The organism is Streptomyces sp. NBC_01261, assembly GCF_036226385.1.
Classification (GTDB): domain Bacteria; phylum Actinomycetota; class Actinomycetes; order Streptomycetales; family Streptomycetaceae; genus Streptomyces.
In genome coordinates this window covers 5,779,075-5,792,628 of sequence record NZ_CP108463.1, presented here as the reverse complement: position 1 = coordinate 5,792,628, position 13,554 = coordinate 5,779,075, and the positions used below count along the sequence as shown (strand labels likewise).

The 13,554-nt window shown below is 71.9% G+C and carries 12 protein-coding genes; 3 read left to right on the top strand and 9 right to left on the bottom strand.

What is annotated here, in order from left to right; translation table 11 throughout:
- The first annotated feature begins 135 nt into the window (after window positions 1–135).
- On the top strand, window positions 136–636 hold the full coding sequence (locus OG226_RS25540) for an Lrp/AsnC family transcriptional regulator (RefSeq protein ID WP_443044788.1): 501 nt from the start codon (window positions 136–138) through the stop codon (window positions 634–636).
- A 24-nt stretch (window positions 637–660) separates the two neighbouring features.
- Here OG226_RS25540 and OG226_RS25535 read toward each other — a convergent pair whose 3' ends face one another.
- On the bottom strand, window positions 661–1,257 hold the full coding sequence (locus OG226_RS25535; protein ID WP_328681299.1) for a TetR/AcrR family transcriptional regulator: 597 nt from the start codon (window positions 1,255–1,257) through the stop codon (window positions 661–663).
- Window positions 1,254–2,768, bottom strand: a complete 1,515-nt coding sequence (locus OG226_RS25530; RefSeq protein ID WP_329350129.1) for a 3-hydroxyacyl-CoA dehydrogenase — start codon at window positions 2,766–2,768, stop codon at window positions 1,254–1,256. The genes OG226_RS25535 and OG226_RS25530 overlap by 4 nt, the downstream gene beginning before the upstream one ends.
- Window positions 2,769–2,940: 172 nt before the next feature.
- Between OG226_RS25530 and paaN the strand changes: the two genes are divergently transcribed.
- Window positions 2,941–4,632: a phenylacetic acid degradation protein PaaN gene (gene paaN, locus OG226_RS25525; protein ID WP_329350128.1), complete on the top strand. Its 1,692-nt coding sequence runs from the start codon at window positions 2,941–2,943 to the stop codon at window positions 4,630–4,632.
- 96 nt (window positions 4,633–4,728) lie between these two features.
- Here the strand turns inward: paaN and OG226_RS25520 are convergent, their stop codons facing one another.
- From OG226_RS25520 to OG226_RS25510, 3 genes are read right to left on the bottom strand one after another with little or no spacing between them, the layout of a single operon-like run.
- A complete protein-coding gene (locus OG226_RS25520; protein ID WP_329350127.1) occupies window positions 4,729–5,472 on the bottom strand; it encodes a TrmH family RNA methyltransferase in 744 nt (247 codons plus the stop codon).
- A 38-nt stretch (window positions 5,473–5,510) separates the two neighbouring features.
- Entirely contained in the window at window positions 5,511–6,869 is a 1,359-nt protein-coding gene (locus tag OG226_RS25515) for an HTTM domain-containing protein (protein WP_329350126.1), read from the bottom strand.
- A complete protein-coding gene (locus OG226_RS25510; protein WP_329350125.1) occupies window positions 6,866–7,921 on the bottom strand; it encodes a DUF5819 family protein in 1,056 nt (351 codons plus the stop codon). The genes OG226_RS25515 and OG226_RS25510 overlap by 4 nt, the downstream gene beginning before the upstream one ends.
- 428 nt (window positions 7,922–8,349) lie before the next feature.
- Between OG226_RS25510 and OG226_RS25505 the strand changes: the two genes are divergently transcribed.
- The gene (locus tag OG226_RS25505) at window positions 8,350–9,483 is read left to right on the top strand and encodes an acyl-CoA dehydrogenase family protein (RefSeq protein WP_329350124.1); all 1,134 of its coding nucleotides are present in this window, start codon (window positions 8,350–8,352) and stop codon (window positions 9,481–9,483) included.
- A 76-nt stretch (window positions 9,484–9,559) separates the two neighbouring features.
- Here the strand turns inward: OG226_RS25505 and OG226_RS25500 are convergent, their stop codons facing one another.
- The 4 genes from OG226_RS25500 to OG226_RS25485 form a co-directional block, all read right to left on the bottom strand.
- Entirely contained in the window at window positions 9,560–9,889 is a 330-nt protein-coding gene (locus OG226_RS25500) for a rhodanese-like domain-containing protein (protein ID WP_043675918.1), read from the bottom strand.
- 14 nt (window positions 9,890–9,903) lie between these two features.
- On the bottom strand, window positions 9,904–11,001 hold the full coding sequence (locus tag OG226_RS25495) for a hypothetical protein (RefSeq protein WP_329350123.1): 1,098 nt from the start codon (window positions 10,999–11,001) through the stop codon (window positions 9,904–9,906).
- 376 nt (window positions 11,002–11,377) lie between these two features.
- Window positions 11,378–12,787 (bottom strand): DUF2252 domain-containing protein, encoded by a 1,410-nt coding sequence (locus OG226_RS25490; RefSeq protein ID WP_329350122.1) that lies wholly within the window; start codon window positions 12,785–12,787, stop codon window positions 11,378–11,380.
- Between the two features lie 339 nt (window positions 12,788–13,126).
- A complete protein-coding gene (locus OG226_RS25485; protein ID WP_327402763.1) occupies window positions 13,127–13,489 on the bottom strand; it encodes a winged helix-turn-helix transcriptional regulator in 363 nt (120 codons plus the stop codon).
- Window positions 13,490–13,554: the final 65 nt, after the last annotated feature.

The following is a 13,554-nucleotide window of genomic DNA, read 5'->3' as shown; positions in this document are numbered from 1 at the left end:
CGGACGTGCCGCGCCTCCCTACCGATTGTTCGGTCGTCGGCACATTTTGGCTACAGGCACCTCCAGGCTGTGGACAAACGGTTCTCCACAACCTGAAATGAACGCAGTACGTCCATGGTAGAGAGGCGGGGGGACATGGCACCTGAACAAATGGCCGAAGGCCCGGAGGCGGGCAACGCCCTGCCGCCCCCGCGCCCGCTCGACGCCATTGATCAGGACATCCTGCAGATGCTCCAGGCGGACGGCCGCGCCTCGATAAGGTCGGTCGCCGAACGAGTGCACGTCTCCCGCGCCAACGCCTACGCGCGGATCAACCGGCTCATCGAGGACGGCGTCATCCGCGGCTTCGGCGCTCGGGTCGACCATGAACGCGCGGGTCAGGGCACGTCGGCGTACATCACCCTGAAGATCGTGCAGAACTCCTGGCGCACGGTCCGCGAGCAGCTGAGGCTGCTCCCGGGGGCCTCGCACATCGCGCAGGTGGGCGGGGACTTCGACGTCCTGCTGCTGGTGCACACCCTGGACAACCGGTCGCTGCGCGAGCTGGTCCTCGACCGGCTCCAGGCGATCCCCGAGGTGCTCAGCACGCGCACCCTGCTGGTCTTCGAGGAGGAGGACCTGGAGCCCCAGGGCTGACCCGGCCCGAGAGCCCGCGGCGGCTCAGCCCTGACTCTGGGCGCGCAACCCGGAGAACACCAACTGGGCCACCGCGTCGGTCACTTCGCGCTCCCCCATGCCCCGCCCGTCGGGCCGGTACCACTCCACGACGGAGTTGATCATCCCGAAGACGAGCCGGGTCGCGAGCCGTACCTCCACGTCACCGCGCAGATCGCCGTCGGCCGCCGCGGCCTTCAGCAGGTCGGCCACCCGGTGGTCGAAGTCGCGCCGACGCTCCAGCGCCCACCGCTCGGTGTCGGTGTTGCCGCGCACCCGCAACAGCAGCGTCACGTACGGCAGCTCGGAGGTCAGCACCTCGACCATCCGCCGCACGACGTACTCCAGCCGCTCCACGGCACGCCCCACGCGCGCGTGCTCCTCGTCGAGGATCCCGAAGAGGCCGTCCAGGGCGCGGCTGACCGCGCGGCGGAGCAGTTCCTCCTTGCCGGTGACGTGGTGGTAGATCGACGATTTGGAGATACCGGCCGCCTTGGCGAGGTGCTCCATGGAGGTGCCGTCGTAGCCGCGCTCGATGAAGACCTGGACGGCGACGTCGAGCAGGGTCTCCGGGGTGTACGTGTCGCGCTTGGCGGTGGTCATGGGGTGCCCTCCCGCTTCTCGGTGGCGTACGCGTGGCGGTAGAGCGCCAGGGACGGCGCGTACCGTCCCGACGGATCACGCAGGTGCAGGTCGTCCAGGAGGTCGTAGGCCCAGCTGCGGCCCAGCCTGCGGCTCCATTCGAACGGACCCAGAGGGTAGTTGACACCCAGGCGCATCGCGGTGTCGACGTCCTCCTCGGTGGCGACGCCCTTGGCGACGGCGTCGTGCGCCAGGTCGACGATCCGGGCCACCGTGCGGGCGACGATCATCCCGGGAGCGTCCCCTACGACGCTGACGTTCTTGCCCAGCGCCTGGAAGAGGCCGATCGCCTCGGAGAGGGTCCCCGACGCGGTGTCCTGGGAGGCGGACAGGGCGATGCGGCCGGCCCGGCGGTAGTCGAGGGCGAGGTCGAAGTAGACGACGTCCCGGAACTCCACGGAGGTCTGTCCGTCGGCGAGCGCCAGCTGACCGCCGCCCGGCAGCACCATGCGGGTGCCGTGGTCCTCGTCCTCCTCGCGGACGACGATGCCCGCCTCGCGGATCAGCGTGGCCAGCTCGGCCGCGGGGCCCAGATCACCCTCCACGACGACGTACGCGGGCGCCTGGGCCGGTTCCGCGGTGTGCGGCTCGGGCTGCTCGGCGTCGTCCCCGTGGTCGTACCAGCCGTGCCCGGTCTTGCGGCCGAGACGACCGGACTCGACCAGGCGGCGCTGCGCGAGCGAGGGCGTGAAGCGCACGTCCTGGAAGAAGGACTGCCACACGGAGTGGGTGACGGACTCGTTGACGTCCTGCCCGATGAGGTCGGTCAGTTCGAAGGCGCCCATCTTGAAGCCGCCGGACTCGCGCAGGACGGCGTCGATGGTGGCCGGGTCGGCGGCCTGTGCCTCGTAGGCCGCGAAGGCCTCGGCGTAGAAGGGCCGGGCGATGCGGTTGACGATGAACCCGGGGGTGTCGGCGCAGGCCACGGGGGTCTTGCCCCAGGCGCGGGACATCTCGTACGCGCGCGTGGCCGACGTGACGTCGGTGGCGAACCCGGAGACGACCTCGACGAGCGGCAGCAGCGGGGCCGGGTTGAAGAAGTGCAGGCCGACGAAGCGGCCGGGGTTGCGCAGGGCGGCGCCGATGGCCGTCACCGACAGGGACGAGGTGTTGGTGGCGAGCAGACAGTCCTCGCCGACGATGTCCTCCAGGTCGCGCATCAGCTGCTGCTTGACGTCCAGCCGCTCCAGGACGGCCTCGACGACCAGGGCGCAGTCCGCGAGGTCGGTGAGGGCCTCGGCGGGCAGCAGCCGGGCGCGTGCGGCGTCCCGGTCGGCGGCGCTGAGCCGGTCCTTCTCGACGAGCCGGTCGAGCCGGGCGCCGATCGCGGCGGTCGCTTCCCCGGCCCGTCCCGGGACGGCGTCGTACAGCCGTACGACGTGGCCCGCGGTCAGCGCGACCTGGGCGATGCCCTGGCCCATGGTGCCGGTGCCGACGACGGCCACGGGGCTGCTGAGGTCCAGTGCTGTCATGTACGCGATCCTCCCGCACAGGGTTTTCCACAGATGCGGCGGACCCCCTTGTCCCGACCGATCGTTCGGTTACTCTAACTCTGACCGCCTGTTTCCGCCCCTGATCCTTTCCCTGTTCCTGCCCAGGTCATGAGCTCGCAGACGAGTTCTTGAAACGAGGAGTTGGTCCCGCATGGCCGCCGAACTGACCGCACCCGAGCTGATCGCCCGGCACCGGCCGACACTCGACCAGGCGCTGGAAGCGATCCGCACGCGCGCGTACTGGTCCCCCCACCCCGAACACCCCAAGGCCTACGGCGAGCACGGCAGCCTGGACGCGGCGGCGGGCAAGGCCGCCTTCGACGCCCTCCTGGGCACCCGCCTCGACCTCGGCCAGCCCGGCACGGACGACTGGGTGGGCGGCGAAGTGTCGCCGTACGGGATCGAGTTGGGCGTGACGTACCCGCACGCGGACCTCGACGTGCTGCTGCCGGCCATGCGCGCCGGGCAGCGGGCGTGGCGGGACGCGGGCGCGGAGACCCGTGCCGTGGTCTCCATCGAGATCCTCAAGCGGATCAGCGACCGGACGCACGAGTTCGCGCACGCGGTCATGCACACCAGCGGCCAGGCCTTCATGATGGCGTTCCAGGCGGGCGGCCCGCACGCCCAGGACCGCGGCCTGGAGGCGGTGGCGTACGCGTACGCCGAGCAGGTCCGCACCCCCGGCACGGCGGAGTGGACCAAGCCCCAGGGCAAGCGCGATCCCCTGGTGATGAACAAGGAGTTCACGCCGGTGCCGCGTGGGACCGCCCTGGTCATCGGCTGCAACACCTTCCCGACGTGGAACGGCTATCCGGGCCTGTTCGCCTCCCTCGCCACCGGCAACGCGGTCCTGGTGAAGGCCCACCCGCGCGCGGTGCTGCCGCTCGCGCTGACGGTGCGGATCGCGCGCGAGGTGCTCACCGAGACGGGCTTCGACCCGAACCTGGTGGCGCTGGCCGCCGAGCGTCCCGGCGAGGGCATCGCCAAGACGCTCGCGACCCGCCCCGAGATCCGGATCATCGACTACACGGGGTCGACGGGCTTCGGCGACTGGCTGGAGGCCAACGCCCGACAGGCTCAGGTCTACACGGAGAAGGCCGGCGTCAACACGGTCGTCGTGGAGTCGACCGACGACTACAAGGGGATGCTGTCCAACCTGGCGTTCTCGCTGTCGCTGTACAGCGGCCAGATGTGCACGACCCCGCAGAACCTGCTGATCCCCCGGGACGGCATCGGCACCGACCAGGGCCCCAAGTCCTACGACGAGGTCGTCGCCGACCTCGCGCGGTCCGTGGACGGTCTCCTCGGCGACGACGCGCGCGCGAACGGTCTGCTGGGCGCGCTGGTCAACCCGGACGTGAAGGCCCGCCTGGAGGCTGCCGCCGGCCTCGGTGAAGTCGCCCTCGCCTCACGGGAGATCGCCAACCCGGAGTTCCCGGGCGCGGTCGTCCGCACGCCGGTGATCGTGAAGCTGGACGGGGCCAAGCCGGACGACGAGGCGGCCTACATGAGCGAGTGCTTCGGGCCGGTGTCCTTCGCCGTCGCGGTCGACTCGGCCTCCGACGCGGTCGAGCTGCTGCGGCGGACGGTCCGTGAGAAGGGGGCGATGACTGTCGGGGCGTACACCACCGACGAGGGGGTCGAGCGGGCTGTGGAGGAGGTCTGCCTGGAGGAGGCGGCGCAGTTGTCGCTGAATCTGACGGGCGGGGTGTTCGTCAATCAGACCGCCGCGTTCTCCGACTTCCACGGGTCTGGTGGCAACCCGGCGGCCAACGCTGCGCTGTGTGATGGGGCGTTTGTCGCGAACCGGTTCCGGGTTGTTGAGGTTCGTCGGGACGCCTAAGAGCTCGGGGGGTGCGGTTGTTGTGCGGCTGACGGTTCGTTGTGGCTGGTCGCGCCCATGCGGCGGAGCCGCACATCGACACAGCCCCGCGGCCCTTCAGGGCGCTCCAGTGCTCCAGTGGTACAAGGTCATTGCCACGCTCGTCGCCAGGTTGTAGCTGGAGACCTGGGGGCGCATCGGGAGGGACACCAAGTGGTCGGTGCGGGCGCGTAGTTCGGCCGACAGGCCGCTGCGTTCCGAGCCGAAGGCGAGGACGGCGTCGTCCGGGAGCTTGAGGCCCCGGATGTCGTCGCCCTCCGGGTCGAGGGCGAACACCGGGCCCGGGGGCAGCTCTTCCACGGTCAGCCGCTCCACGGCGGTCGCGTAGTGCAGGCCCGCCCCCGCGCGCACGACCGTCGGATGCCAGGGGTCGAGCGTCCCGGTGGTGACCACCCCGGTCGCTCCGAAACCGGCGGCGAGCCGGATCACGGCCCCGGCGTTGCCCAGGTTGCGCGGGTTGTCGAGGACGACGACGGGCGCGGTGCGGGGCGTGTGCGCGAGCTTCCGGATACTGCCCTCGCGCGCGGGGCGTACGGCCAGGGCGGCCACCGCGGTGGGGTGCGGGCGGGACACGAATGACCGGTAGGTGTCCTCCGGGACCTCGGTCAGCAGCGCGTCCAGGGTGTCCCGTACGTCGGGGGCCAGTTCGTCGGCGAGGGCGAGGGCCGCCTGCCGGTCCGTGGCGACCGCCACCGGCACCTCGGCCCCGAAGCGCAGCGCGTGCTTGAGGGCGTGAAATCCGTCGAGCAGCACGGAGGTCTCGGCTAGCCGGTGCCAGGTGGCTGCGACAGGGGCGGTCATGGGGTGCAGCCTACGTGGGCGTACCGCGCCCTCTGGCCCTACGTAGGCGTGCTCGGGGTCGTCCGGGGCGCGGGGCCAGGGCTCTCCTGGGCGCCGGCGTCCTCCGGGGCTACGGCCGACTCCTCGGGGCGCCGACGCGGCGAGGGGGCGCCTTCGTGGCCGCCTTCGGGACCCGTCGAGGAACCGGACGCGGAGGCCACCGTAGAACCGCTGTCGGCGAGCGGCACGGTGCCCCCTTCGGGGAGCGAGGCTGGGCCGCGCTCCGCAAACACCCGTCCACACGCGCGTGCCGCCCAGCCGCCCAGTCTCCGCAGGAACGACGTCGGCAGGAAGACCGCGTCCGTCGCGATCATCGCCAGGGAGAAGAACGGCAGGCCCAGGAGTACGGCGATCGCGGCGTGTTCGGCCATCATCAGGGCCAGCAGGACGTTCTTGACGCGTCGGTTGAAGAGGGTGAACGGGAAGGCGACCTGGACGATCACGGTCCCGTAGGTGACGAGCATGACCATCGTGCCGTTGCCGGCCAGCACGTTCGCGAGGGCGGGCCAGGGGGAGAAGTAGTCGAGGTGGAGCGGGTAGTAGACGGCTGTGCCGTCCTGCCAGCGGGAACCCTGGATCTTGTACCAGCCGGCCGTCGCGTAGATCAGACAGGCCTCGCTCGCGATCACGAACAGCGCGCCGTTGTGGATCACGTTCGCGACGATGTCGAGCAGCACCCGGGGCTCGTACGACTTCGCGTACCGCCCGATGACCCACCACAGGGCCTGTGCCAGCCAGACGCCCCACAGGAGCGCGGGCACGAACCATTCGCTGTCGAACCGGCCCCCCGAGGTCACCGCGACGAGCACCGCTCCGAGGACGACCCACAGGACGGGCCCGACCCGGTCGGAAATCCACTCCCCACGCGCGCGTGCCTCCCCTGCACGTGTGGCCCGGCGTGCGTCGAGGGACCAGACCCGGCCGCAGCGGGTGAACACCAGGTACAGGGACATCAGGTGCAGGACGTTGTCGCCGCCGTCGCCCATGAAGACGCTGCGGTTCTGCAGCGACAGCACGCCGACCATGAAGAGCACGGACATCGTGCGGGTACGCCAGCCCAGCAGCAGCAGGACACTCGCCAGCACGGCCAGCGCGTACACCGCCTCGAACCAGAACTGCCCGTCCCACCACATCAGGGCGGTGAACGCGCCGTTGTCCGCGATCAGTTGGCGGGCCAGGTCCCAGCTCCACGGTCCGTCGGGGCCGTAGAGCTCCTGGCGGTGGGGCAGTTCGCGGAGCAGGAACAGCAGCCAGGTGCCGGCGAAGCCGATGCGGATCACGGCGCTCTGGTAGGGGCCCAGGGCCGACTCGGTGACGCGGGCGATGCCTCGGGACACCGACAGGGCGAAACCGTTCACCGGACGCCTCCCGCGGCCTCGTCCGCCGGGACCGCCCACCAGGGCAGCAGGCGGTACTGGGGGGTGGTCGACACCTGCTCGTCACTCCACTCGGGCGGGGGCACGTTGGTGGTGCGGGAGCGGACCTGGACGCGCTGGACGGCACCGCCCTTTCCGGCCGCGTCGTCCCGGTCCAGGCGCAGCACGACGATGCGCCGCAGATACGTCTCCGCGAGCGTGCCGCGCAGGCCGATCGGGCGGTTGGCGTTGTCGTGCGTGGCGGTGAGGAAGTCCCAGGCCCGGCGCAGCTCGTTCTGCTCGGTGTGGCTCGGCAGCGGATTGCCGTCGATGGCCGCGCCGTCCTCGGCCGACAGGTCGTACCAGCCGGTCGTACGGGTCGTACCGTCCGCGCCACGGACATCCGCGCGCACCTGGACCTCGATGTTCTGCTGCAACGGGTTCGGCGCGAAGAGCTTCCAGTTCTGCTCGAACTCCGGGTAGATCCACTCGTCGATCGCCTTGCCGTGCTGCTTCGTCACCGTGTTCGACGGCGCGACGTGCAGGAACACCATCCCCAGATGGACGAGGGCGGCCACCGCGACGACCGCGACCGCGAGCGCGGCACCGACCTGATAGCGCAGGGACAGCGCGGCCACACCGATCCGGGCGTCGGGATACGCGGGGACGGCGGTGGGGGCGTCCACGGGGTCGTGCGACGGCTGCGACCGTGCCGGCGGCCGGGGCTCGGGCGGGGGCGGTTGAGGGGGCTGCTGGGCGGGCACGCGCGGCCACCCGGAGGCGGCGGGCGGGTGCGGGTTCTCCGGGACAGCGGGCGGGTGCCGGTTCTCCGGGACGGCGGGCGGGTGCGGGTCCTCCGGGACAGCGGGCGGGTGCGAGTCCTCCGGGACAGCGGGCGGGTGCGAGTCCTCCGGGACAGCGGGCGGGTGCGAGTCCTCCGGGACAGCGGGCGGGTGCGGCCCGCCGGAGGAGGCAGGCGGGCGTGGCCCCTCGGGGGAGGCAGGCGTGCGCTCGCCCGCCTCGGGGGCGTTCGAGCCTCCGTCGTTCGCGTCCATTCCGCCCCGTTTCCGAGTCCCGTCCGTCCATCGGCCACCGTCCACCGCGCCCGCCCGGCCGGCCGCGGGGCCCGGTGGCGCTCCACGCCTACCACTCCCCGGCGCCGCACGGAACGGTACTCAGGGGCACGCCCCGGGCACAGTCCCCTGCCTCACCGGCCGCACAGGTTGTCCACAGCGGCTGCCCGCAGGTTATCCACAGCCGTTGACACCTCTCCTCGGCGGATCCCACCATGGAATCCCCGAACCGAACGATCGGTCGTCCACCGACCCCGCGGCCGGACACCGAACGCCCCCTCGACCGCTACCGCATACCCCGGAGGTGCACCCGTTCCCTTCTTCTAGAACCTGTTCTATCTTGACGCTCCGTCAGATCTGGTCGGACGCCCGGCTGTTGGCCGGTGTGCGCGTGCGGGAGGGCAGGGACCGTGGACTTCACCTTCAGCGAGGAGCAGCAGGCGGCGGCCGAGGCGGCGGCGGGGGTGTTCGCCGATGTCGCACCGGACGGCGTGCCCAGTCCGGCCGACACCACGGGCGCCGTGGCCGACGACTTCGACCGCGCGCTGTGGACCAGGCTCGCCGAGGCGGACCTGCTCAGCCTGCTGCTCGACGAGGCGTACGGCGGCGCGGGTCTGGACGCGATCGCGCTGTGCCTGGTGCTCCGGGAGTCGGCGAAGGTGCTGGCCAGGGTGCCGCTCCTGGAGAGCAGCGCGGCCGCGGCGACCGTACAGGCCTACGGCGGCGAGGAGTTGAGGTCCGCCCTGCTCACCCGGGCCGGCCGCGGCGACCTCGTGCTGACCGTCGCCGCGCACGGCCGTACCGGTCACGACCCGGCCGAACTCGCCGTGACGGCACGGCGGGACGGGGACCGGTGGGTGCTGGACGGGGTGCAGACGGCGGTGCCGTGGGCGCACAACGCGGACCTGGTCGTCGTACCGGCGCACACGGACGCCGGCCTGACCGTCCTCGCGCTGGTCGCCCCGGACCGCGAGGGCGTCGTCCTCGCCGAGCAGATCTCCACCACGGGCGAGCGGCTCGGCGAACTGCGCCTGGAATCCGTGCCGATCGCGCGGGTCGACGTCATCGACGCCGAGGGTGCCTGGGAGTGGCTGCGGGACCTGCTGACCGCCGGCACCTGCGCGCTGGCCCTCGGGCTCGGCACCGCCGTGCTGCGCATGACCGGCGAATACACCAGCAGGCGCGAGCAGTTCGGGTTCCCCGTCGCGACCTTCCAGGCCGTCGCCGTGCAGGCCGCCGACCGCTACATCGACCTGCGCGCGATGGAGGCCACCCTGTGGCAGGCCGCGTGGCGGATCTCCTCGGGGGCATCGGGCACGCTGCCCGCCGCCGCGGACCTGGCCGTGGCCAAGATCTGGGCGGCGGAGGGGGTACGACGGGTCGTGCAGACCGCGCAGCATCTGCACGGAGGGTTCGGCGCCGACACCGAATATCCCCTGCACCGGTACCACGCGTGGGCCAAGCACCTGGAGCTGTCGCTCGGCCCGGCGGCGGCACACGAGGAGGCGTTGGGGGATCTGCTCGCGGCCCATCCGCTGGGCTGAACCCCGCCCGCGCGGACCGCAGTTGCAGTTGCAGCTACAGCTACAGCTACAGCTACAGCTACAGCTACAGCTACAGCTACAGCACGAAACCCGGTTGGCCCTCGTCCGTGACGACGGGCCGGCCCGCGGCGGCCCACACCTGCATGCCGCCGTCGACGTTCACGGCGTCGATGCCCTGCTGGGCCAGGTACATCGTGACCTGGGCCGAACGCCCGCCGGAGCGGCAGATCACATGGACTCTGCCGTCCTGCGGCGCGGCCTCGGTCAACTCGCCGTACCGGGCGACGAATTCACTGATGGGGATGTGCAGCGCCCCCGTGGCGTGACCCGCCTGCCACTCGTCGTCCTCGCGGACGTCCAGCAGGAAGTCGCCGTCCTTGAGGTCTCCGACCTCGACCGTGGGCACACCAGTTCCGAAACTCATGGCCCGACGCTACCCGACGGACCTTCCGACGCGTGCGGCTGCGCGAGCAGGTTCGCCAGCTCGGCCTCCCGCTCGGAGACCTGGGCGAGCAACTGCTCGGCGATCTCGTCGAGAAGACGGTCCGGGTCGTCCGGGGCGATCCGGAGCATGGAGCCGATGGCGCCCTCCTCCAGTTCGCGGGCGACGAGGGTGAGGAGTTCCTTGCGGTGGGCGAGCCATTCGAGGCGGGCGTAGAGCTCCTCGCTGGGGCTCGGGCCGCGCTCCACCGGGGCCGGTCCCGCCGCCCATTCCTCGGCCAGCTCGCGCAGCAACGGGGCGTCGCCGCGGCTGTAGGCGGCGTTGACCCGGGTGATGAACTCCTCACGCCGCTTGCGCTCGTCCTCGTCCTGCGCCAGGTCGGGGTGGGCCTTGCGGGCCAACTCGCGGTAGAGCTTGCGGGCCTCCTCGCTGGGGCGCACCCGCTGCGGGGGCCGGACCGGCTGGTCCGTGAGCATCGCCGCGGCCTCCGGGAACAGGCCGTCGCCGTCCATCCAGCCGTGGAACAGCTCCTCGACCGCGGGCATCGGCATCACCCGGGCCCGCGCCTCGTCCGCCTTGCGGATGTCCTCGGGGTTGCCGGTGCGTTCGGCCAAGGCCTCGGCGATCCGGGCGTCCAGCTCGTCGAGGCGGGTGTACATCGGGCCGAGCTTCTGGTGGTGCAGCCGAGAGAAGTTCTCGACCTCGATGCGGAAGGTGTCCACCGCGATCTCGTACTCGATCAACGCCTGCTCGGCGGCGCGCACGGCCCGCTCCAGCCGCTCCTCGGGCCGGGGCGCGGCACCTTGGGCGGGGCTGGCGGAGTCGGCCGGGTGGGCGGAGTCGGCCGGGTGGGCGGAGTCGGCCGGGTGGGCGGAGTCGGCCGGGTGGGCCTCCGACGGGCCGGCGTCGGCGCCACCTACGTCGGCCGCACCGCCCTCGGTGCCCTCGCCGCCGTCGCTCGCGGAACCGTCACCCGCCACGGCTCCGGCGGCGGACGGCACCTCGGCACCCGTCTGCTCCGGCACCGGTTCACCAACGGGCGCGGACTGGGACTGCTCAGCTTCCGGGGTCGTCACCCGCCCAGCGTAGGCCACGGCCCGACGGGCTATGGGGCATCGGTTGGGCTGGGGCCTTGTGGACGGCGAGTGACCTCGCCGAGGGTGGGGCATCGGCTGTGCCGGCAGTGCCTTTTGAGCTGCGGGTCATGGCGTCGCCGGTGCGGGTCTCGCCCCAAGAGCAGGTGGTCCGAGGGCAGCAGGTCCGAGGGCAAGTGGCCCGAGGTACCTCGCAGTGATCAGCTCCCCCGCCCGCGATCACAGCGGGCATCGGCTCTGCGCTCCCGGCTAGCCGTTAGCCGTCTCCCGCCCGCCGCACCCCGCCCGCCGCTCGCCGCACCCCGGACCCCGGACCCCGCACCCCGCACCCCGCACCCCGCACCCCGCACCCAACCGCCTACACCCCCATCTCCGCCTCTATCCGCCCCGCCCGCACCGCCCCCACCAACTCCGCGTGGTCCGCCTCGGTCCGGTCGGCGTAGGCCACGGCGAACGTGGCTATCGCCTCGTCCAGTTCGTCGTTCTTGCCGCAGTAGCCGGCGACCAGGCGCGGGTCGGCGCTGTGGGCGTGGGCCCGGGCCAGGAGGGCGCCGGTCATGCGGCCGTAGTCGTCGATCTGGTCGGCGGCGAGGGCGGCGGGGTCGACGCTGCCCTTGCGGTTGCGGAACTGCCGTACCTGGAACGGGAGTCCGTCGACCGTCGTCCAGCCGAGCAGGATGTCGCTGACGACCTGCATCCGCTTCTGCCCCAGCACCACGCGCCGGCCCTCGTGCGCCACGGACGGTGCGTCGAACCCGGCGGTCAGCAGGTGCGGCACCAGCGCCGAGGGGCGGGCCTCCTTCACCTGGAGGACGAGCGGTTCGCCGCGGTGGTCCAGGAGCAGCACGACGTACGACCGTGTGCCCACGCTGCCCGTGCCGACGACGCGGAAGGCGACGTCGTGCACCGTGTGCCGGGCGAGCAGCGGGAGGCGGTCCTCGGACAGCGTGTCCAGGTACTCCTCCAGGGACGCCGCCACCGCCGCGGCCTCCGCGTCCGGGATCCGCCGCAGCACCGGCGAGGCGTCGACGAAACGGCGCCCGCCGTCCTCGGCGGCCTCGGTCGACCTGGCCGCGAACCGTCCACTGGTGTTGCCCCGCGCCTTCTCGGAGACCCGCTCCAGCGTGCCGAGCAGGTCACGGGCGTCGGCGTGGGAGACCAACTCCTCGTCGGCGATGGCGTTCCACGCGTCCAGCACCGGCAGCTTGGCCAGCAGTCGCATGGTGCGGCGGTAGGAACCCACCGCGCCGTGCGCCGCCGTACGGCAGGTGTCCTCGTCGGCGCCGGCCTCCCGGCCCGCGAGCACCAGCGAGGCGGCGAGCCGCTTGAGGTCCCACTCCCAGGGGCCGTGCACGGTCTCGTCGAAGTCGTTCAGGTCGATGACCAGGCCGCCACGGGCGTCGCCGTACAGGCCGAAGTTGGCCGCGTGGGCGTCGCCGCAGATCTGGGCGCCGATCCGGGTCATGGGGGTGCGGGCGAGGTCGTAGGCCATGAGTCCCGCCGAACCGCGGAGGAACGCGAAGGGCGTGGCCGCCATCCTGCCCACCCGTATCGGCGTGAGCCCGGGGATGCGGCCGCGGCCGGACTCCTCGACCGCAGTCACCGCGTCGGGGCGGGAAACGTCCGGGTCGAGAGCGGCGTGCGCGCTGCGCGGAACGCTCGCCCGCAGCGCCTTTCCCTCTTCCTTGGGTGACCCCTCCACGGGCCACGTGGCGAACCCCCGCACCCCGGGCAGCCTGCGCCCCACACCGATACCGGCCTCGGTCATGCCGACCGCCTCCCCCGTACACACACCCACGCTCACACGTGCGCTCGTCCGAACATCAACTCGCGACGACCGTACAACCGGCGGCGAAAACACGTCAGACCTTGTGGACAACTCGGCGACTGTGGAAAACCGGTGCGGATCGAGGCCTCACCGGTGACGAACGAGCCCTCACCGGTGCCGATCAAGGCCTCGTCGACGTCGTCGAAGCCTCAGGGATGCCGGCGAAATCTCAGCGATGCAGGCGAAGTCTCGGCGATCGGCGCCCTTGCCCAACCCGGCACCTGTCCCGCCCGCCCCACCCCGAACCACGTACCTCGGCCTACTGCGCCCCGCCTCGGCCTAGCACCCGCCCGACTGCCACCCCTCGCGCAGATGCACCTGCGCCCACGCGCCGAGTTCCCGAAGTGCCGGTCCCAGCGCCTTCCCCGACTCCGTCAGCCGGTACGAGACGCGCAGCGGCGGGCCCTCGTCGACCTCGCGGACGAGCAGCCCGGCGGCGCCGAGTTCGGTGAGCCGGTCGGAGAGCATGCGTTCGCTGATGCCCGGGATCGCCCGGCGCAGGTCGGCGAAGTGGACGGGCTGCGCCATCAGGACGGCCACGATCGGCCCGGTCCAGCGCTTTCCGAACAGCTGGAAGACACGGGTGATGCCGTCGTCGACCTTCTTGCACTGCTCCGTGCCGTGACTCTGCTCGACCGCCATGCCCTCAGGGTACTGCCCTCCCGTACGGGGATGAAAAAAAGTAAGTACCTGTGTTATTCATAGTC

Bases quoted from the DNA above. Each gene is read 5' to 3' on its own strand.
- OG226_RS25540 (WP_443044788.1), top strand. From the start codon at position 136: ATGGCACCTGAACAAATGGCCGAAGGCCCGGAGGCGGGCAACGCCCTG.
- OG226_RS25485 (WP_327402763.1), bottom strand. From the start codon at position 13,489: ATGGCGGTCGAGCAGAGTCACGGCACGGAGCAGTGCAAGAAGGTCGAC.
- OG226_RS25510 (WP_329350125.1), bottom strand. From the start codon at position 7,921: ATGGACGCGAACGACGGAGGCTCGAACGCCCCCGAGGCGGGCGAGCGC.
- OG226_RS25490 (WP_329350122.1), bottom strand. From the start codon at position 12,787: ATGACCGAGGCCGGTATCGGTGTGGGGCGCAGGCTGCCCGGGGTGCGG.
- OG226_RS25535 (WP_328681299.1), bottom strand. From the start codon at position 1,257: ATGACCACCGCCAAGCGCGACACGTACACCCCGGAGACCCTGCTCGAC.
- paaN (WP_329350128.1), top strand. From the start codon at position 2,941: ATGGCCGCCGAACTGACCGCACCCGAGCTGATCGCCCGGCACCGGCCG.
- OG226_RS25520 (WP_329350127.1), bottom strand. From the start codon at position 5,472: ATGACCGCCCCTGTCGCAGCCACCTGGCACCGGCTAGCCGAGACCTCC.
- OG226_RS25530 (WP_329350129.1), bottom strand. From the start codon at position 2,768: ATGACAGCACTGGACCTCAGCAGCCCCGTGGCCGTCGTCGGCACCGGC.